The organism is Pseudomonas chlororaphis subsp. piscium (genome assembly GCF_003850345.1).
GTDB classification, from domain to species: domain Bacteria; phylum Pseudomonadota; class Gammaproteobacteria; order Pseudomonadales; family Pseudomonadaceae; genus Aquipseudomonas; species Aquipseudomonas piscium.
In genome coordinates this window covers 6567837-6586344 of record NZ_CP027707.1, presented here as the reverse complement: position 1 = coordinate 6586344, position 18508 = coordinate 6567837, and the positions used below count along the sequence as shown (strand labels likewise).

The window sequence follows — 18508 nt, the reverse complement described above, 5'->3', positions numbered from 1 at the left end:
AAAGGGACCTATCGGTCCCTATTTGGGACTGATGGGGGCGCCACTGATCTGTAGGAGCGAGGCTTGCCCGCGATGGCGGTGGTGGCCTCGCTGCTGATGTTGGACGGTGTACATATCCGTTGCTGCGGTCACGGCCGCTTATGGTTCCGCCCTTACGGCGGGTCACTTTTTTTCAAACGCCAAAAAAAGTAACCAAAAAACGCTTGCCCCTGCGTACGGCCTTCGCTGCGCTCAGGTTCCCTCGCTCCGGCGTCCATCAGGGGGCATCGACTCCGGTCGGCTTCGCTTCGACCTCCATACGATGTCCTCGACTACGTCGAGGGGCGCTGCGCGCCATCCCCCTGATGAACACCTCCACTCGGCCTCCCGATGGGGCGGGTAGATCAAGATCAAAAGCCAAAGTCAAACGCGACCTGCCGGTCGACGCTAAACCCTGTAGCTGCTGCCGCAGGCTGCGATCGGGGCGCAGCCCCGTAAATCTGGCAACTCGGTATACCTGACCGGGCTCTGCCGCCTGGCTTGGCGACCGCTGCGCGGTCGATCGCAGCCTCGCCAAGGCTCGGCAGCGGCTACGCTGCGGTCTGGGGTATTAACAGACATTTCAGCTGTAGAGAGTGGCAACAGTTTGCCGATTGCTGGGAGGCGTATCAGGCGCCATAGTCCGGGCCGTCACCGACGCATCGGTGGCCGATCTTAGCCGGTCGAAACTGTTCACGGACGCACAAGCGCCCTCCTATAATGCTGGCGCTTTTTGCTGCCTGCATTTGCTATGGCGGCTGTGCGTGGGACACCTGCGGGTGTGCCGGACTTCCGTGAATGGTCCGGTCGGCTAACCCGCGTACAGCTGCCACCCTCTTTGTTTAGCCGCATAGGGTGGTAACTCTTCAGCATTCACGGAGAAACACCCATGACTGAGTTCATCCCGCTACACAGCAATCTCACCACCACCCCGGTGCTCTACCTCAACCCCAACGCTCCGGCATCCGACCTGCACGGCTGTGCCGTCCAGCGCTTCAAGGCCACCCGCGACCTGATGCACAGTCTCAATTGCTTGAGCCTCAAAGGCGTCCACGACCAAGACTTGCAACACATCGTCAATGCAGCCCATCTGCTGTTGCAGGATGGCTGCGATGCGCTGGATGCGTTGCAGTGGCGGATCGGGCACTAAAAGCCAAACCGCTTCCGGGCGCAAGCATCACGGCTTACGCCCGGAGGCAGTTTGGCCATCTTCGGCCGGAGTGATCATCAGGTTGGGGCGGAAGGGAACGAAACGATACCTGTCCCGCTGCCTAATCGACGTACTTCACATGTTTGGTCATCAGGTTGGGACGGCTGAAGGTGTCGATGGCGTCAATGCGCCCCAGCATTTCCTTGACCTTGGCTTTGAAGGTGTCGTTATCCATATCGATCCAGTAGCGGGGTTTGCGCCCGATTCTACGGTCGTATTCGGCGGTCACCGGATCCAGGTGGCGATAAGGTTCATAGAGCGGCAGCTCGGGAAGAGGACGGCTTACGTCCATGAAATTTTGCAGGAAATCCCATAAGGCACAGGGCCGCTGCGTGGTGTTGTCAGGAATGATCAGGTTGTTGAGGTTGATACGGATATCGCGATAACGATGGATTAAGAAGAGCCCATTCATGGCCAGGCCCTGGCGGTCTGGGCTGGTGACGATATAGGCGTCGAATTCGTAGAAGGGGGCAACAACTTCGTCGATTACACCATCTTTTTTGAAGTGTTTGTAATCGAAGAAAGTGACCAGCCCGGTACGACGATTGAGCTCCCAGAGAGGGCCTTTGGGAGGGCGGAACCAGAATTTTGGAAAATGATTAACGACAATATGACCAATCACTCCGCAAAGGAGTGGAACTCCTAGCATCCAAGAGTAGAGATTAACTAAGAGGTCATATGTAAAATTCCATGGTGTTTCTACTGATGCAGGCATGACTGTAAGATGAGCTAGAACAGTAATAGGTGCCAAGATAATAAACGCCCATTTACCTATCCCCTTCATATACAGCCAAAACTGCGAGCGAAAAGGTAGTTGGGCAAAGCGAAAACGCTCATGGTCATACTTGTAATGCAGATCTATATGCTCAAGCGGGCGAGGCACGTAAGTATCGTTCGCTTTCATCTCAGCCTTTTCTTTTTCCCACTGCTCCCAAAAACGCATGCTCTCAGGTTTTGGGTCTTCCATGATGCTGTCCGGCGCCACCTCCTGGGTGTTACCCCACGGCAAGCGAGTACCTGAAAACTTGCTCAGCCAACCACGCTCCGTAGAAGCAGTTTGCTCGGGAACCCGATCCAAGCGATAGGCATCGGACCCGTAATAGGGCTGCACCGGAATGCTCATCAGTCTACGTACTTCACATGCTTGGCCATCAGATTCGGGCGGCTGAAGGTGTCGATGGCATCAATGCGCCCAAGCATTTCCTTGACCTTGGCTTTGAAGGTGTCGTCATCCATATCGATCCAGTAGCGCGGTTCGCGGCTGGCTTTACGGTCATGTTCGGCAGTCACCGGATCCAGATGGCGATGAGCTTCGTACATCGGTATGTCGGGTAGTGGACGACTGATATCCATGAAGTTCTGCAGGAAGTCCCAGAGGGCGCAGGGCTTTTGTGTAGTGTTATCGGGCGTGATCAGATCGTTGAGGTTGATGCGAATATCGCGATAGCGATGGATCAGGAACAATCCGTTCATGGCCAGTCCCTGGCGGTCTGGGCTGGTGACGATATAGGCATCAAACTCATAGAAAGGCGCAGTGACTTTTTCAATCGCACCTTCTTTTTTGAAATTTTTATAATCGAATATGGTGACCAGTCCGGTACGACGGTTGAGTTCCCATAGGGGGCCCTTCGGGGGGCGAAACCAAAATCTGGGGAAATAGTTAATGATAATGCTGCTAAATATCCAAGGTGCGAGTAGTGTTTTAAGTACTAAAATTGTAGTTGAGTAGCTTATGAGTTCTTTGAAGTCAAAATTGCTGGAGTCTAATTCGAAGATTATGTCTGTTAGTATTGAAGGTGGGAGAAGAATAATTAACCCCCACTTGCAAAAAATTTTAAGCGATAGCCAAAATTGGGAGCGAAATGGTAGCTTTGCAAAGCGAAAACGCTCGTGGTCATACTTGTAATGCAGATCTATATGCTCAAGCGGACGAGGCACGTATGTACCATTCGCTTTCATCTCCGCTTTCTCTTTTTCACTCTGCTCCCAAAAGCGCATGCTCTTAGGTTTTGGATCTTCCATGATGTTGTCTGGAGCCACATCTTGTGTGTTGCCCCACGGTAACCGGGTTCCAGAAATTTTATGCAATAAGTTGCGTTCCGTAGATACGTTTTGCTCAGGAATCCGATCTGGATGATAGGAATCGATTGCGTAATAAGATGGTAGCTCGACTGGTTTACTCATCATTGGACCTTATGGGTCTGTTCGTCGGCCCAGAACGGCTGATTGGTCTTATTGAAGTCTGCCTTGGCATACGCAGGGCCATAGCGGGTAGGGTCTTTTACCCCGGGTGCTGGAAAGTAACGTGACTCAGACTGGTTTTTTAGAACGAACTGGGCACGAACCGCCCACAGAAAACCATGGCCGCTCGTCCCGCGGACCACCATCGTGGGTGTGTTCACATATAACTCCAATGCATCATTGTATAGACGCTGACCCTGAACTTCGGAGGGAGTATTGGGGACCTTTTTTTCACCGGGTAAGGGCATGCCTCTGAAATAGGTAGTCACGACCTCACACAACCGGCAGTCAGCCTGTATACCGAGACTACCGATGCTTCCCAAAAGCCCGGGCAATCTGCTTTCTATTCGAATCACCGTATTGGCAGTGCGTACCGGGAAAGGATATTTGTCATTAGGGTCCAGTTTCGCGTCAGCTTGGTACAGCGGATTCTTATCAATTTTTATACCTATTCCGGCAAGCAGGCCGATCAGACGATAGAGGGCTTCCTGAGGATCTAGTAGATGCTGGGCGGCAGAACCACCTTCTGAACCGAAGGGGCCATTCGCGAGCCAGTCTTCTAATGGAGTACTACTAAGCCAGAGCACCAGACCGGCGCCAGCACCGATCAGCAAAAGTGCCAGCCAACCCAACGGATGTAAGCCGAGTACCGGTGTTGCCGTGATGAGCCCGGAAGCGACGCCGACCAGTGCACCGCCAGCCATAAGCAAATAGCCATACATCGCATTATCGTTCCACTGCCAAGCATACCAAGCATCGTAAAGACTGAGTCCCGCAAAAACGATACCAGAAATAGATTGAGCTATTAGACGGGCAGTGAGTGTTTTGGTAACTCGTTCAGCTATTGCTTTGCCCAACCATTTTCTTGCGTCTTTATCAGCTATTTCATAAATCGTTTTTCGGGCTGATGCGAGAGCTGATTGGGTGCCTACCAACTTTACTGTCAGTGCTTCCATTGCAATGATCAGATCAATTCCTGCACCCAAAACACCAACTCGAGCTCTATATTTACTTTTTTCTCTACTGGCCGCCTCCCTTCCTTGCCACTCAGCATTCACATTCCACAACTCCAGCATCAATACCCCCACAGAAAACGGGCGTGAATTCAAAATCCGGAAGGCGAGGGCATTGCTTCGAGTGCTGTGCTGGTCGAGGGCATCTGCCAAAGCGGTATTGGCTTCGGTCAGTCGGATATTTGCAGCGCTGGCGCCAGCTGCCGACTGCTGAGCTGCAGTCAGTTGCTTGTTCATGTTACTGACCAGTTGCGCAGTGCTGTGATTACGCGGAATGACCAAAACCAGATGCTCTGCGGTCTCTACTCCAGTCGCAGGCATACGTGCGCGGTCGGTACTGCCGAGCAGCCGACCACGGCGGTCGAGGAATTCGCCGTAGAAGGTTCTCGGTACCGCCTCGCGTGAAGGGAGGTCCTCCAGGCCAAACAGGTAATAGTTCTGCGTGACCTGGCTACGGCGCATGAAGTAGGCCGGGCCAAAAGTGTTGGGCAGCATGCTGCGTAGCTGTTCGACGCCTTGGGCATGCAACCGCACATTAACGGGACGTGCGCGGGCACCCAGGTTGGCGCGGGATCTTTCTAGACGTTCGCTGGCTTGGGTGCTGGCGTCATTGCTGGTCCTGGCGTCAGTCGCGGCCTGTGCGGCTGCTGTACGCGGTGTGTCGATGGCCGCCAGAGCAGTATCCACTGCACCTTGCAGGGTGTCGTAGATACTGAGGAGCGCGCCGTTGAGGTTCTTGCCGCTGGTGATCAGGAAACTGTTGAAGCTGGCCCCGGCCAGCAGATTGGCAACAATACTGGCGTCCAGGGTGGTCTGTTTTTCGGCAGTGGGCGCCGGTTTGTTTTCATTCTTGGCCAGTTCGGTGGCGCGGAATTGACCATCGCCCTGATTTTCTGCTGTTTTGGTTGGCACCTTGTACGGCGTACAAACGCGCTCCATGTCGCACTCTGGCCAGAGCATGACATGCAGTGGTGCGTTGGCGTCGTTGGCGAGCGAGGCGAGGTACGTCTGTCCGGGACTGGCCTTGGGGCTATACAGGCTGACACCGCTGACCGCATCGATCACGTCGCCGCTTGGCGCCAGCGGGTCCAGGCGTGACGGAGGGGCCGCGAGCGCGGCCACGGTCTGGCTGATGACGAACAGGGCCGAGACATAATCGAAGCCGTCCAGGCTCAGGTGATCGGCCAGGGCCTGCTGGGTCATGGTTTGTTGAAAACTCTCGGCCAGCAGGTTCTGGGCGCTGTTCATGTGCTGCCAGACCATGGCCCGCTCCACCGTCGCGGTGCAGCGGTTGATGTCCTGTTTGCCTTTGGTACCGAGCTTTTCCAGGCTGGCATGCAGAGGGTTGGGTTTGCCCTGAAGGTTGCGTGGCACCACCAACTGTTGCACCAGTAACGCGCTGGCATGGTTGACCTGCTGGGTCGCATGGCGGGCGCAGAGTTTCAGCAACTCGTGGTGGGTTTCCAGGCGCTGTTTCAAGTGCCGCAAGCGATAGCGTGGGTCCTCCAGCAAAATGCCGCAGATTTGCCGTTGCCTGGCTTTGGTCAGGGCGTCGGGAACACTGGCCTGGGCTTGCCACAGGTCGGCTGTCTCGGCTGCTGGTTCGGGTTTGCTGCCTGGCTCGGCTTTGGGGGCGGGCAGTGAGGCTTCCAGCGCATCGGCGATGGCGCTTAGTTCCAGCAGCTCGGTGCGTTCGGGCGAGCTGCCTTGGGCGCACTGGGCGAGAAACGCCTTGGCTTGCTGGCTGGCGGTGGCAGGAAACTGTCCTGCGAGGTCACACAGGTAACGGCCAGGATGATCGAGCAGCCATTCATAACCGGGCTCGCGCGGGCGTTGGGGCGCCGCCACACTGAGCGGAAATGCACCCAGGTCGAGGTTGCGTCTGACGACGGTCGCTTGAGTCGCGGCGGTCTGGTTGGCGTAGTTGCGCACATCGAAGTTGGAGAAGGCCTGCAGCATGGCCTTGCCGTCCGGCTTGTCTTTGTACCGCTCTTTGAAGCGGGCATTCGAGCAGCTCAGGTCGAAACTTTTGCAGCGCTGATCGCGCAGCTTGGCATCTTGCTCCAGGCGTTGCAGGCGAGGGGCGTTGAGTTGTATTTCGCAAAAACACAGCCGCAGATCATGCACTCGCTGGTTGTTCCAGATGGCGGGCAGCCAGATATCCTCCAGCGGCTGACCGCTGGCCTTGCGTTCACCGGCTTTGAAGCTTTTGCCCTGGCGATAATGAGCGACATCGACATCGTGGTAAGTGGTCTTGCCCTCGGTAATACGTACTTCCAGTTCGCGCCATAGCTTGTTCTGGTAGAACACATAGACATAACCCGCGCGGGCCAGTACCGGTGTACCGAGGTCATAGGCGCTTTTCGATCCGGGGAGCGCGACGAAGGGCAGGACCGGAACCAGCTGGTTCCATTGGGCATCCGCTTGACGCGGGGTTGTGCGAACGTTGTCGAGCAGGGGCAGGCGGATCGGCTTGCCCTGGGTCGAGGCGATTTCCAGCCAGAGCTGACGCTTGGCTTGGCCTGCGCAATCCCACACATGCAGCACGCTGCTGCACAGGTCTTTGTCCTGCGGTTCAGGTTTACCCTTCAGCTCTTTGTTGGCGTCATCGCACAACACGACTTTCTGGCTGGCAGGGTGATCTTTGCCGATCACCTGGACGATCAGTTTTCCGGCTTCGCAAGCCGGGCCAGAGCTCAGGCTCCCAACGGGTGCACTCATGTCAGGGACTCCTTGTCTTGGTGGTCGTGTTCCAGATGCTGGCGCAGAAGCACCAGGCGCTCTTCGCTGTCGCCCTCCAGCGGGATGGCTGGCGCGGTGGTGGTCGGGTATTGGGCGCGCAGCGACAGGTAATCGTTCAGCGTTTGCGCGTCGAGGAATCCATCGCCCATGCCGTCATCCAGATACCGGGAGGCATCGCTGAATGAGATAGCGTTCTGCTTTCGCCACCACTGGTAAATAAAGTGGTCTTTCTGTTGGCGTTGCAGGGCCTGCTCATGCAGCGCGTCCAGATGCAGAGATCGTTGTTCGGCAGGGCATGTCCACTGTCGAGCCTGCGGATTGCCTGCGTTGAACCAGCGCTGGTTGCCGTCTGCCAGGTCCTTCCAGGTGCCGCCATGCCAAGTCAGCCGTGATAAGGGCCCCATCCACGTGGCGGTGGCCTGGGGATCGTCGACAGTGAAAAAGTAACTGGCTGTCGTGGGGCTCGAATAACGCAAGACACCCCTGCGATCTTGATCGAAGCGGATAAACAGAATGTGCCGAAGGTGGCTCAGCAGCGTTTGGGTGGGCGCCTGGCTTTCAATGATCAGGCCTGGCCAGTGCTCAGGCTCTTCACGCATCAGCTCAAGCAAGGACGCATTACTGGTTGCCTCCAGCCAGATCGGACTTTGCTCTGTATAGTCAGCTAGCTCAGTGCCGTCGAACAGGAAGGTTGGATTGGGATCGGGTGCGCGCTGATAGAGCCTTGCCAGCAGATCGTCTGTGCGCTCGAGCAATATCGAAGTTGTCACGCCTGTACTCCTGCCAGTAAAGCTTTCCTGCATGGGCAATCCGTCAAAGGACACTGCATCGGGGTGCCGCCTTTAGGTTTTTGGCAGAGTTCGACGATCGGAACGTTTTCGCGAAGTCGTTGCTGCAGCAGCAAGCCTGGCTTATCCGCATCTGCCTGCTGCAACGGCCCAGGCAGCAGCGGCGCTGCTCCGCTGCCGCTACCGGGTGCGCCGCCGGAGTTTACGTTCACCACCGGGCCACTCATGGTCACGCCACTTGCATCGATCTTGACGAAGCTGCCACCGCCCTTGAGGGTCAGTTCACTACCGGCTTCGAGGACGATTTTCAGCCCGCTGTCGAAATGTATTTCCTGGCCGGCTTCGATGAACTGCCCGGTGCCGATCTTGATGTGCTGGTTTACGCCGACGGTGAGGTGGTCGCTGGCGCGGGCTTCGACCTTGCGGTCGGCGTGCACGGTGTGGTGTTCCTCGGCCTTGAACTCGCTGTAGCTATTGGCCTCGACCGTGTCGTGGCGTTCGTTGCCGACGCGGATCTTCTGGTCGTGTTCGACGTTCTCGTCCCAGTCGCGCTGGGCGTGCAGGAAGATCTGTTCCTGGCCCTTCTTGTCCTCGATGCGCAGCTCGTTGTAACCGCCACCGCCAGGGGAACTGAGGGTCTTGAAGGTGCTGCGGGTCTTGTTTGCCGGCAGCTCGTAGGGGACGACGTTTTCCTTGTGGTACAGGCAGCCGCTGATCAGCGGCTGGTCGGGGTCGCCCTCGAGGAAGGTCACCAGTACTTCCATGCCGATCCGCGGGATGGCGATGCCGCCGTACTGCGCCCCGGCCCAGGCCGAGGACACGCGCAGCCAGCAGCTGGTCTTGTCGTCCGACTGGCCTTCGCGGTCCCAGTGGAACTGCACCTTGACCCGGCCGTACTGGTCGCAGTGGATTTCTTCGCCCTTGGGCCCGGTGACCACCGCGCTCTGGCTGCCGAGGATGCGCGGCTTGGGATGCAGCAGAGGCGGCCGGTTGGGCACGTCCCAGGGCGTGGCCTGGAAGCGGTTGCGGTAACCCTGGTGGAAGTCGTCCTTCAAGGCCGTGGTGTCGCTGGTCACCGACTCTTCCAGCACCTGCGGCTGCTTGCCTTCGTGGATGATCTCGGTGAGCAGCCAGAGGTCGTTCCATTGCGCTTTCGGGTGTTCGCTCAGGGCCAGGAAATGCCCGCTGACCAGCAGCGGCTGGTCGCTTTTGCCCTCGGCCAGGCGGTAGTCGCTGCGGTGGCGTTCCAGGGCGCGCTTGGCCAGGTGCTTGCCGCGCTCGCGATCGACGAAGCGGCCGGGGTAGTCGTAATCCTCGAGGTCCGGCTTGAGCTCGCTCTTGGCGTCGCTCTCCAGGGTCAGGCGCGGTTTCTCGAAGTCGTAGTCGCGGCGCGTGGTGCGGCTGGTACGGGCTTCCAGGCGCAGGTCGAAGCGCTTGATCACCGGGTCGTTGGCGACCATGCCGGAGTCTTGTTGATAGGCCACTGGCGCCAGTTTCGGGAACACCGTCTGGTCATCGCCGAAGACGATGGTGTGGCTGTCGGCGCTGTGCTGGAAGTGGTAGTGGATACCTTCTTCCTCGCACAGGCGCTGGATGAAATGCAGGTCCGATTCGTCGTACTGCACGCAGTAGATGCGCTCGGGATAGATCGAACCCAGCTGGAACTGGTAGGCATTGCTTTGGATGCCGTGTTCTTCGAGGACCTGGCCGATGATTTTCGGCACCGTGAGGTTCTGGAAGATACGTTGGTTGATGCGGTGCGCGAGGTAGGCCAGGTGCGGGCGCACGGTCACCGAGTAGCGGGTCAGGCGCTTGCCGGAATCGCCCTGGGCGACGCGGTAGATCTGCCCGTGGATGCCGGTGCCGTTCTGCGCCAACTGCAGGAAGGCCGGTTTGTGCAGCAGGCTTTCCAGGTCCAGGGCGGCCTGGGCGCTGACCAGCTCGACCTCGAAGGCAAAGGGCTGGCTGATGGCTTCCCGTCCGGTGAAGGACAGTACCTGGAGGTCGTTGGAAAGACCTTCGACGGTCAGGCTGAAGTGGGTCTGATTGGCCGGCGCGAACATCCCTTGTTCCTCGTGCAGTACTGCCGCGTGGGTCGAGCCCGGGGCCGGGCGCCGACGAACGCAAGAAATCCCTTATGGCGTAAACAACATCGACCAGCAGAGCTGGCCGATGTTGGTGTAACGGTCGGCCGGACTTAGCCCGCGACCGGGGAACGCCAGTCGTCGGAACCGGAAGTACCGGAGACTTCGTGGGTCCAGGTGATTTTGCGGTAGGTGAAGTGCACGTCTTCCAGGTGGGTGAAGTGCGAGTTCGATGGGTCCTGGCAGTTGTGCATGTAGTCTTTGATGTCGACGATGATCGCGTCTTCCAGGGTGGTGGTGTAGTAGTGCTCCTGGGTGCCGGCAGCGGAGGTGCGGTACCACTGGATTTCGATCTTGGTCAGACGCTCACCGGAGGTCAGGGCAGCCAGCAGCAGTGGCGAAGCCTTGTCGAATACTTTGGTGATGACCACTGGTTTGTGCACGCGCTGGCCGGTTGGCTGGCCGGACTGCGGGTCACGCGGGATGATCACTTCGTGCTGGAAACCCTGAACCATGACCTGGTCTTCGTGGCCTTCCTGGTAGGTGTTGCCAACGGAGTCAGCGGTGAAGGCACCGGCGGTGATCAGGCCTTGTTTGGTGCCGGTGATGGACATATACGCTGGTGTAGCCATGGATGCTCTCCTTGCTAAAAAATAAAGGTGCCCGGTGGGACGAATCGCCCGGTGGGTGCCTGAACAGTTATCAAGGTTCGTGCCATAAGCATTTTTGGCTATATATTATGGTAGTTTAAGAACTTTATGAAATATTTGCTTACAGGTGGTCGGACAAAAGTGCGCAAGAAGTTGCGCACTTTGGACTGAGGACTGCGCAAGTTCTTGCGCACTTGTCCAAGCGTCTTGGATGACCTTGTCTACAGCGTTGTATCCACAGGCTTATCCACATTTGAGTGCGCAACTTCTTGCGCATAGAGGCTATGAGCTATCACTCGCAAAAGAAGGAGGGCTCGACGTCTCCAGGAACGGTCGCATAATCATTACCTTCACCGTAACGATCCACCACTCTGCTTGATTGATGCCACCCATCCTCCGCTCCTAAGGTAGCTGCCACGACAGCGAACCCGTGGAGTGAGCATGACAACAACAATATCCCCCGACTCGCGCTGGACGCGGCGGCGCGCTGAAAAGCAGCGGCGTCTCGAGCAGGTGCGGGGTCTCGCCGATGGCGCGGTGTTGCCCACCGACAAGATAGTCGCGGCGCTGGAGGCGTTGATTCTGCCCGGCGACCGCGTGGTGCTGGAGGGCAACAACCAGAAGCAGGCGGACTTCCTGTCCCGCTCCCTGGCCAAGGCCGACCCCAGTCGCCTGCACGACCTGCACATGATCATGCCCAGCGTTGGCCGTTCGGAGCACCTGGACCTGTTCGAACGCGGCATCGCCCGCAAGCTCGACTTCTCCTTCGCCGGCACCCAGAGCCTGCGTATCAGCCAGTTGCTGGAAGACGGCCTGCTGGAAATCGGCGCGATCCACACCTACATCGAACTCTATGCGCGGCTGGTGGTGGACCTGATCCCCAACGTAGTGCTTTCGGCCGGGTTTATGGCCGACCGCGCGGGCAACATTTATACCGGCCCGAGCACCGAGGACACCCCGGCGCTGATCGAGCCGGCGGCCTTCAGCGATGGCATCGTCATCGTCCAGGTCAACCAGCTGGTGGACGATGTCAGCGAGCTGCCGCGGGTGGATATCCCGGCGTCCTGGGTCGACTTCGTGGTGGTGGCCGACAAGCCGTTCTACATCGAGCCGCTGTTCACCCGCGACCCGCGCCACATCAAGCCGGTGCATGTGCTGATGGCGATGATGGCGATCCGCGGCATCTACGAAAAACACAAGGTCCAGTCGCTGAACCACGGCATCGGTTTCAACACCGCGGCCATCGAGCTGATCCTGCCGACCTACGGCGAATCCCTGGGCCTGAAAGGCAAGATCTGCCGCAACTGGACCCTCAACCCCCACCCTACCCTGATTCCGGCCATCGAAAGCGGCTGGGTGGAAAGCGTGCATTGCTTCGGCACCGAACTGGGCATGGAAAACTACATCGCCGCGCGGCCGGATGTGTTCTTCACCGGGCGCGACGGCTCGTTGCGTTCCAACCGGATGTTCTGCCAGCTGGCCGGGCAATACGCGGTGGACCTGTTTATCGGCGCCACCCTGCAGGTCGATGGCGATGGCCATTCCTCCACCGTGACCCGTGGCCGCCTGGCCGGCTTCGGCGGCGCGCCGAACATGGGCCACGACCCCCGCGGCCGGCGCCACGGCACCCCGGCCTGGCTCGACATACGCCACGACGATTCGCCGCAACCGATGCTCGAACGGGGCAAGAAGCTGGTGGTGCAGATGGTCGAGACCTTCCAGGAAGGCGGCAAACCCACCTTCGTCGAAACCCTGGATGCCGTGGAAGTGGCGCGCAAGAGCGGCATGCCTCTGGCGCCGATCATGATCTACGGCGACGACGTCACCCACCTGCTGACCGAAGAGGGTATCGCCTACCTGTACAAGGCGCGTTCCCTGGAAGAGCGCCAGGCGATGATCGCCGCGGTGGCCGGGGTCACTGCCATCGGCCTGCGCCACAATCCGAAAGACACCGCACGCATGCGCCGCGAAGGCCTGATTGCCTTGCCCGAAGACCTCGGCATCCGCCGCACCGACGCCAGCCGCGAGCTGCTGGCGGCGAAAAGCGTCGCCGATCTGGTGGAGTGGTCGGGTGGCCTGTACAACCCGCCCGCCAAGTTCAGGAGCTGGTAAATGCACGCCTTCAACCTGCAAAGCAAACCCCTGAGCCTGGCCGAGCGCCTGGCGGACCTGGCGGTGGACGCGTTGATCGACGAAGCCGACCTGTCGCCGAAACCGGCCCTGGTCGACCGTCGCGGCAACGGCGCCCACAGCGACCTGCACCTGGGGCTGATGCATGCCTCGGCCCTGTCGCTATGGCCAGCCTTCAAGGAAATGGCCGAAGCCGCCAGCCAGTTCGGCACGGTCGGCCTGCCCCTGCGCGAGGCCCTGGGCCACATTGGCCGTGAAGGCGAAGCAGCGATGCTCGCCACCACCAACGGGGTGAATACCCACCGTGGCGCGATCTGGGCCCTGGGCCTGCTGGTGGCCGCCGCCGCCCTGGAACCTCAAGCCAACACGGCGGGCGCCCTGTGCCTGCGAGCCGCGCGCCTGGCGCTGCTGGACGATTGTTACGCGCCGCGGCCCCTCAGCCACGGCGCGCAGGTGGCGCTGCGCTATGGCGTGCGCGGCGCCCGCGAAGAAGCCCAGCTGGGCTTTCCGGCGGTGCTGCAACGGGGCCTGCCGCAACTCGAACGCAGCCGGGCCCAGGGGCATGGCGAACAGAACGCCCGGCTCGATGCGCTGCTGGCGATCATGACCGGCCTGGCCGATACCTGCGTGCTCTATCGCGCTGGCGAGGCGGGCCTGCAGGCCATGCAGCAGGGTGCCCAGGCGGTGCTCGACGCCGGCGGCAGCGCCAGCCTGGCCGGGCGTCGCCGGCTGCATGAGCTGGACCAGTGCCTAGTGGCCTTGAATGCCTCGCCCGGTGGCGCCGCGGACTTGCTTGCGGCCTGCCTGCTGATCGACCGGATTGCCTCCGGCGCCGCCTTCTTCCAGGGAGCAGTGTGATGGAAACCTTGTCTTTCGAATTTCCCGCCGGGCAACCCGCCCGGGGCCGGGCGCTGGTGGGCTGTGTCGGCTCGGGCGACCTGGAAGTGCTGCTCGAACCCGGGCAGCCCGGCAAGCTGAGCATCCAGGTGCAGACCTCGGTCAACGGCAGCGCGTCGCGCTGGCAGCATCTGTTCGAGCGCATGTTCGACGGCCAGACGCCGCCGGCCCTGAGCATCGACATCCATGATTTCGGCGCCACCCCCGGCGTGGTCCGCCTGCGCCTGGAACAGGGTTTCGAGGAGATCGGCCATGACTGACAGCACCCGTTTGCTCAACAAACACAGCTTCGTCGAACTCGGCGCCCGGCAGCGGGCCAAGGCCTTGCTGGACGCCAGCAGCTTTCGCGAATTGCTCGACCCGTTCCAGCGCGTCATGTCGCCGTGGCTGGCCCGACAGGGCGTGGTGCCCCAGGCCGATGACGGGGTGGTGATCGCCAAGGGCCGCATCGATGGCCTGCCGGTGGTGATCGCCGCCATCGAAGGCGCGTTTCAGGGCGGCAGTCTCGGCGAGGTCGGCGGGGCGAAGATTGCCGGCGCCCTGGAGCTGGCGGCCGAAGACAACCGCAAGGGCATTCCGACCCGCGCCGTGTTGCTGCTGGAGACCGGCGGCGTGCGCCTGCAGGAAGCCAACCTCGGGTTGGCGGCGATCGCCGACATTCACGCGGCCATCGTCGACCTGCGCCAGTACCAGCCGGTGATAGGCATCGTGGCCGGCAGTGTTGGCTGTTTTGGCGGTATGTCGATTGCCGCCGGGCTGTGCAGTTATCTGCTGGTGACCCAGGAGGCGCGGCTGGGCCTCAACGGCCCGCAGGTGATCGAACAGGAGGCCGGCCTTGAGGAATACGACTCCCGCGATCGGCCCTTTATCTGGAGCCTGACCGGCGGCGAGCAGCGTTTCGCCAGCGGCCTGGCGGACCGTTATGTGGCCGACGACGTGGCGCAGATCCGCCAACAGGTCAGCGAACTGCTGGCCCAAGGGTTGCCCGACGAGCAGCGCAGCCGCCAGGCCGAGCTGTACCTGCAACGCCTGGCCCGGCTGGACAGCCATCCACAGATCGACCCGGCGACGGTTCGCCAGCTGTATCGAGGAGACCACTGATGAGTGCTTATTCTCTGCGGGGCCTGCATTGGTTCACCGCCCTGAGCGCAGGCGCTGCCCCGGTAGCGGGTTTGCCTGCCTCCTTGAAAGTAGCGGACACCACGCTGGAGCAGCAGCCTGTGCGATTTATCGCCGTGGTCGCCGACCCGGCCAACCCCTTCGTGCGCGCCCGCAACGGTGAGGTCGGCCTGCTGGAAGGCTGGGGCCTGGCCAAGGCGGTGGACGAGGCGATCGAGGCTGACCACGAGCAGAGCGTCAAGCGCGCGCTGATCGCCATAGTCGACGTGCCGAGCCAGGCCTATGGGCGTCGCGAAGAAGCTTTGGGCATCCATCAGGCCCTGGCCGCGGCCGCCGACAGCTATGCCCGGGCTCGGTTGGCCGGGCATCCGGTAATCGGTCTGCTGGTGGGCAAGGCCATGTCCGGGGCCTTCCTGGCCCAGGGTTACCAGGCCAACCGCCTGATCGCCCTGCGCGATCCGGGGGTGATGGTGCACGCCATGGGCAAGGTGTCGGCGGCGCGGGTCACCCTGCGTAGCGTCGAGGAACTGGAAGCCCTGGCCGCCAGCGTGCCGCCCATGGCCTATGACATCGACAGCTATGCCAGCCTCGGCTTGCTCTGGGAAACGCTCTCGGTCAGCCAGATCGAACAGCCGACTGCCGACGACCTGAGCCAGGTGCGGCAGTGCCTGAGCCAGGCGATTGCCGATGTGCGAACCCATGGCCGCGATCTGTCGGGGCGTCTGGGGGCCAGCAACCGCGGCGCTTCCAGCCGGGTCCGCCAGCTGTTGCGCGAGCAATGGTGAGCGCCATGGCCAGCGCCTTGCTGCCCCATGACCTGCTGTGGGGCCTGACCCCGCGGCAGCTGCCCGCCGATGCTCCAGACTGGGCGGTGGCGGCCATGGCCGCCGGGCAACCGGTGGTGGTGCGCCGAGCCTTGACCGCGGCCGGGCAGGTGGCAGTGGGCGTGCGTGGGCCGCTGCGGGAGCAACGTTATGGGACGCTGATGGCGGTAGCGGCCATCGAACGCCGGGTGCGCCCGGAACAGCTGTGCCATGTCGAGTCGGAGCGGGCCTGGCCAGCGCTCCAGGCACTGGCCCGGTTGCGTGAACCCTTGGATGGCCTCGGCCTGGCCTGGGGTGTCAGCGGCAGTGCCGGTTTTGAACTGGCCAGCGGCGTGCCGGCGCTGCATCGGCAGAGCGACCTGGACCTGATCCTGCGCACTGCGCAGCCCATGGAGAGGTCCGAGGCCCGGGTATTGCTGGCACTGCTCGACGCCGCCGTTTGCCCGGTGGACATGCAATTGCAGACGCCCAACGGCGCCGTGGCCCTGCGCGAGTGGGCCGGGACTTCGGCGCGGGTGCTGCTGAAAAGCGCCAGCGGCGCGCGTCTGGTCGGCGATCCGTGGCAGGCCCTGGAGCAGGTGGCTTGAGCAGCCTGCTGGTGTTTCCAGGCCAGGGCGCGCAGCAGCCGGGGATGTTGCATCGCCTGCCGCCCAGCGCCTTGGCGGACGCCTGCCTGCGACAGGCCAGCGAAGTCCTGGGCGAGGATGCCCTGGCCCTGGATTCGCCCCAGGCCCTGACGAGTACCCGGGCGGTGCAGCTGTGCCTGCTGATCGCCGGCGTGGCCAATGCCCGGGTGTTGCTGGAAAACGGGCCGGGCGCGGATTACGTGGCGGGCTTGTCGATCGGTGCCTATCCCGCTGCGGTGGTGGCCGGGGCCCTGGATTTTTGCGATGCGCTGCGTCTGGTCAGCCTGCGCGGCGAGCTGATGCAGCAGGCCTATCCGCAGGGTTATGGCATGACCGCGATCATCGGCCTGGAACTGGCGACGGTGGAGGCCTTGCTGGCCCGGGTGCGCAGCCCGGACAACCCGGTGTACCTGGCCAATATCAATGCCGATAGCCAGGTGGTGATCGCCGGCAGCGATGCCGCCATGGCCCAGGTCGCCGAGCTGGCCCGGGGTTGTGGTGTCGGAGTGGCCAAGCGCCTGGCGGTCAGCGTGCCGTCCCATTGCCCGTTGCTGGAGCAGCCGGCCCAGGCCCTGGCCGAGGCGTTCTCCAGGGTGACCCTGCAGCCGCCGCGCCTGGGTTACCTGAGCGGCAGCCGCGCGCGGCCGCTGCGTACGCCAGAGCAGTTGCGTGACGACCTGGCGTTCAACATGTGCCGGCTGGTGGATTGGCGCGGCACCGTGCAAAGCGCCTACGAGCGCGGCGTGCGGCTACAGATCGAACTGCCGCCCGGCGCGGTGTTGACCGCTCTGGCGCGCCGGGTGTTCGAGCAAGGCACCGTGATTGCCTGCGACGGTGCCCGGCTCGACACCCTGCAAGCGCTGTTGCGTGAGGAGGGAAACCGCCAACCCTAGACACTGACTCAAGCTGGCGAAGCACAAGAACAACAACTTCGACGATGCACTTTGAGGACTACAACAATGATTATTTACGGTGTGGCGCTGCTGGCGATCTGTACGCTGGCAGGGGTGATTATCGGTGACATGCTCGGCGTCCTGCTGGGAGTGAAGTCCAACGTCGGCGGTGTGGGCATCGCCATGATCTTGCTGATCTGCGCGCGGCTGTGGATGCACAGGCACGGCGGCATGACCAAGGACTGCGAGATGGGCGTCGGTTTCTGGGGCGCCATGTACATCCCGGTGGTGGTGGCCATGGCCGCGCAACAGAACGTGGTGACCGCCCTGCACGGCGGCCCGGTGGCGGTGCTGGCGGCCATCGGTTCGGTGCTGCTCTGTGGCGGCACCATTGCCTTGATCAGCCGTACCAACAAAGGTGAACCGTTGCCGGACGAACCGGACAGTGTCGCTCCTGGTGTCGCTCCGGCAGGGGGACGCTGATATGTGGGATCTGATCGAGAAAGGCCTGGAACACAACGGCCTGGTCACCGCCTTCGCCTTCGTCGGCGTGATCATGTGGGTCTCGGTGCTGCTGTCCAAGCGCCTGACGTTCGGCCGGGTACACGGCTCGGCCATCGCCATCGTCATCGGCCTGGTGCTGGCCTGGGTCGGCGGCACTGTCACCGGTGGGCAAAAGGGCCTGGCGGACCTGGCGCTGTTCTCCGGCATCGGCCTGATGGGCGGCGCCATGCTGCGGGACTTCGCGATTGTCGCCACGGCCTTCGAGGTACAGGCCACCGAGGCGCGCAAGGCCGGGATGATCGGCGCCATCGCGCTGTTTCTCGGCACTGTGCTGCCGTTCATTGTCGGTGCGAGCATCGCCTGGGCCTTCGGCTATCGCGATGCGGTGAGCATGACCACCATCGGCGCCGGCGCGGTGACCTACATTGTCGGCCCGGTAACCGGGGCGGCGATCGGCGCCAGTTCCGATGTGGTGGCGCTGTCCATCGCCACCGGGCTGATCAAGGCGATCCTGGTGATGGTCGGCACGCCCATGGCGGCGCGCTGGATGGGCCTGGACAACCCGCGTTCGGCGATGGTCTTCGGTGGTCTGGCCGGCACTGTCAGCGGGGTGACCGCGGGGCTGGCGGCGACCGATCGGCGCCTGGTGCCCTACGGCGCGTTGACCGCGACCTTCCATACCGGGCTGGGTTGCCTGCTCGGGCCTTCGTTGCTGTATTTCATCGTGCGGGGATTGGTGGGCTGATATGACGCCATCGCGGGCAAGCCG

General features: G+C 61.5%; 16 protein-coding genes. 10 read left to right on the top strand and 6 right to left on the bottom strand.

Annotated elements, in window-relative coordinates:
- Window positions 1–907: 907 nt before the first annotated feature.
- Window positions 908–1168 (top strand): hypothetical protein, encoded by a 261-nt coding sequence (locus C4K38_RS29990; RefSeq protein WP_053281267.1) that lies wholly within the window; start codon window positions 908–910, stop codon window positions 1166–1168.
- A gap of 121 nt (window positions 1169–1289) precedes the next feature.
- On the opposite strand, the gene C4K38_RS29985 is transcribed toward C4K38_RS29990, so the two are convergent.
- From C4K38_RS29985 to C4K38_RS29960, 6 genes are all read right to left on the bottom strand, one after another.
- A complete protein-coding gene (locus C4K38_RS29985) occupies window positions 1290–2195 on the bottom strand; it encodes a hypothetical protein (protein ID WP_081001604.1) in 906 nt (301 codons plus the stop codon).
- Window positions 2196–2350: 155 nt separating this feature from the next.
- The gene (locus C4K38_RS29980; protein WP_081001603.1) at window positions 2351–3250 is read right to left on the bottom strand and encodes a hypothetical protein; all 900 of its coding nucleotides are present in this window, start codon (window positions 3248–3250) and stop codon (window positions 2351–2353) included.
- Window positions 3251–3411: 161 nt separating this feature from the next.
- Window positions 3412–7203 (bottom strand): hypothetical protein, encoded by a 3792-nt coding sequence (locus C4K38_RS29975; protein ID WP_053281266.1) that lies wholly within the window; start codon window positions 7201–7203, stop codon window positions 3412–3414.
- Entirely contained in the window at window positions 7200–7994 is a 795-nt protein-coding gene (locus C4K38_RS29970) for a DUF4123 domain-containing protein (RefSeq protein WP_081001602.1), read from the bottom strand. The genes C4K38_RS29975 and C4K38_RS29970 overlap by 4 nt, the downstream gene beginning before the upstream one ends.
- Window positions 7991–10075 (bottom strand): type VI secretion system Vgr family protein, encoded by a 2085-nt coding sequence (locus tag C4K38_RS29965; protein ID WP_081364191.1) that lies wholly within the window; start codon window positions 10073–10075, stop codon window positions 7991–7993. Before C4K38_RS29965 ends, C4K38_RS29970 begins: the two co-directional genes overlap by 4 nt.
- Before the next feature lie 134 nt (window positions 10076–10209).
- The gene (locus C4K38_RS29960) at window positions 10210–10728 is read right to left on the bottom strand and encodes an Hcp family type VI secretion system effector (RefSeq protein ID WP_007925756.1); all 519 of its coding nucleotides are present in this window, start codon (window positions 10726–10728) and stop codon (window positions 10210–10212) included.
- A gap of 459 nt (window positions 10729–11187) precedes the next feature.
- On the opposite strand from C4K38_RS29960, the gene mdcA reads away from it, so the two are divergent.
- The 9 genes from mdcA to madM all read left to right on the top strand — a co-directional run bounded on the left by mdcA (window position 11188) and on the right by madM (window position 18484).
- The gene (mdcA, locus tag C4K38_RS29955; protein ID WP_053281263.1) at window positions 11188–12858 is read left to right on the top strand and encodes a malonate decarboxylase subunit alpha; all 1671 of its coding nucleotides are present in this window, start codon (window positions 11188–11190) and stop codon (window positions 12856–12858) included.
- Window positions 12859–13734, top strand: coding sequence for a triphosphoribosyl-dephospho-CoA synthase (locus tag C4K38_RS29950; protein ID WP_053281262.1), 876 nt, complete (start codon window positions 12859–12861; stop codon window positions 13732–13734).
- Complete coding sequence (locus C4K38_RS29945; RefSeq protein ID WP_007932573.1) at window positions 13734–14033, top strand: malonate decarboxylase subunit delta; 300 nt, start codon at window positions 13734–13736, stop codon at window positions 14031–14033. The genes C4K38_RS29950 and C4K38_RS29945 overlap by 1 nt, the downstream gene beginning before the upstream one ends.
- On the top strand, window positions 14026–14874 hold the full coding sequence (locus tag C4K38_RS29940; RefSeq protein WP_053281261.1) for a biotin-independent malonate decarboxylase subunit beta: 849 nt from the start codon (window positions 14026–14028) through the stop codon (window positions 14872–14874). The genes C4K38_RS29945 and C4K38_RS29940 overlap by 8 nt, the downstream gene beginning before the upstream one ends.
- Window positions 14874–15677 carry a biotin-independent malonate decarboxylase subunit gamma gene (gene mdcE / locus C4K38_RS29935; RefSeq protein WP_053281260.1) on the top strand — a complete coding sequence of 268 codons (804 nt, stop codon included), beginning with the start codon at window positions 14874–14876 and terminating at the stop codon, window positions 15675–15677. Before C4K38_RS29940 ends, mdcE begins: the two co-directional genes overlap by 1 nt.
- Before the next feature lie 5 nt (window positions 15678–15682).
- The gene (locus C4K38_RS29930) at window positions 15683–16303 is read left to right on the top strand and encodes a malonate decarboxylase holo-ACP synthase (RefSeq protein WP_053281265.1); all 621 of its coding nucleotides are present in this window, start codon (window positions 15683–15685) and stop codon (window positions 16301–16303) included.
- Window positions 16300–17235: a malonate decarboxylase subunit epsilon gene (gene mdcH / locus C4K38_RS29925; protein WP_053281259.1), complete on the top strand. Its 936-nt coding sequence runs from the start codon at window positions 16300–16302 to the stop codon at window positions 17233–17235. The genes C4K38_RS29930 and mdcH overlap by 4 nt, the downstream gene beginning before the upstream one ends.
- A gap of 66 nt (window positions 17236–17301) precedes the next feature.
- Window positions 17302–17718: a malonate transporter subunit MadL gene (madL, locus tag C4K38_RS29920; RefSeq protein WP_053281258.1), complete on the top strand. Its 417-nt coding sequence runs from the start codon at window positions 17302–17304 to the stop codon at window positions 17716–17718.
- A 1-nt stretch (window position 17719) separates the two neighbouring features.
- Window positions 17720–18484, top strand: coding sequence for a malonate transporter subunit MadM (gene madM, locus C4K38_RS29915; RefSeq protein WP_007932567.1), 765 nt, complete (start codon window positions 17720–17722; stop codon window positions 18482–18484).
- Window positions 18485–18508 lie beyond the last annotated feature (24 nt).

Bases quoted from the DNA above. Each gene is read 5' to 3' on its own strand.
- C4K38_RS29960 (WP_007925756.1), bottom strand. From the start codon at position 10,728: ATGGCTACACCAGCGTATATGTCCATCACCGGCACCAAACAAGGCCTG.
- C4K38_RS29940 (WP_053281261.1), top strand. From the start codon at position 14,026: ATGACTGACAGCACCCGTTTGCTCAACAAACACAGCTTCGTCGAACTC.
- C4K38_RS29965 (WP_081364191.1), bottom strand. From the start codon at position 10,075: ATGTTCGCGCCGGCCAATCAGACCCACTTCAGCCTGACCGTCGAAGGT.
- C4K38_RS29990 (WP_053281267.1), top strand. From the start codon at position 908: ATGACTGAGTTCATCCCGCTACACAGCAATCTCACCACCACCCCGGTG.
- C4K38_RS29930 (WP_053281265.1), top strand. From the start codon at position 15,683: ATGGCCAGCGCCTTGCTGCCCCATGACCTGCTGTGGGGCCTGACCCCG.
- C4K38_RS29985 (WP_081001604.1), bottom strand. From the start codon at position 2,195: ATGGAAGACCCAAAACCTGAGAGCATGCGTTTTTGGGAGCAGTGGGAA.
- madL (WP_053281258.1), top strand. From the start codon at position 17,302: ATGATTATTTACGGTGTGGCGCTGCTGGCGATCTGTACGCTGGCAGGG.
- C4K38_RS29975 (WP_053281266.1), bottom strand. From the start codon at position 7,203: ATGAGTGCACCCGTTGGGAGCCTGAGCTCTGGCCCGGCTTGCGAAGCC.
- C4K38_RS29945 (WP_007932573.1), top strand. From the start codon at position 13,734: ATGGAAACCTTGTCTTTCGAATTTCCCGCCGGGCAACCCGCCCGGGGC.
- C4K38_RS29950 (WP_053281262.1), top strand. From the start codon at position 12,859: ATGCACGCCTTCAACCTGCAAAGCAAACCCCTGAGCCTGGCCGAGCGC.
- C4K38_RS29980 (WP_081001603.1), bottom strand. From the start codon at position 3,250: ATGGAAGATCCAAAACCTAAGAGCATGCGCTTTTGGGAGCAGAGTGAA.
- mdcE (WP_053281260.1), top strand. From the start codon at position 14,874: ATGAGTGCTTATTCTCTGCGGGGCCTGCATTGGTTCACCGCCCTGAGC.
- mdcA (WP_053281263.1), top strand. From the start codon at position 11,188: ATGACAACAACAATATCCCCCGACTCGCGCTGGACGCGGCGGCGCGCT.
- madM (WP_007932567.1), top strand. From the start codon at position 17,720: ATGTGGGATCTGATCGAGAAAGGCCTGGAACACAACGGCCTGGTCACC.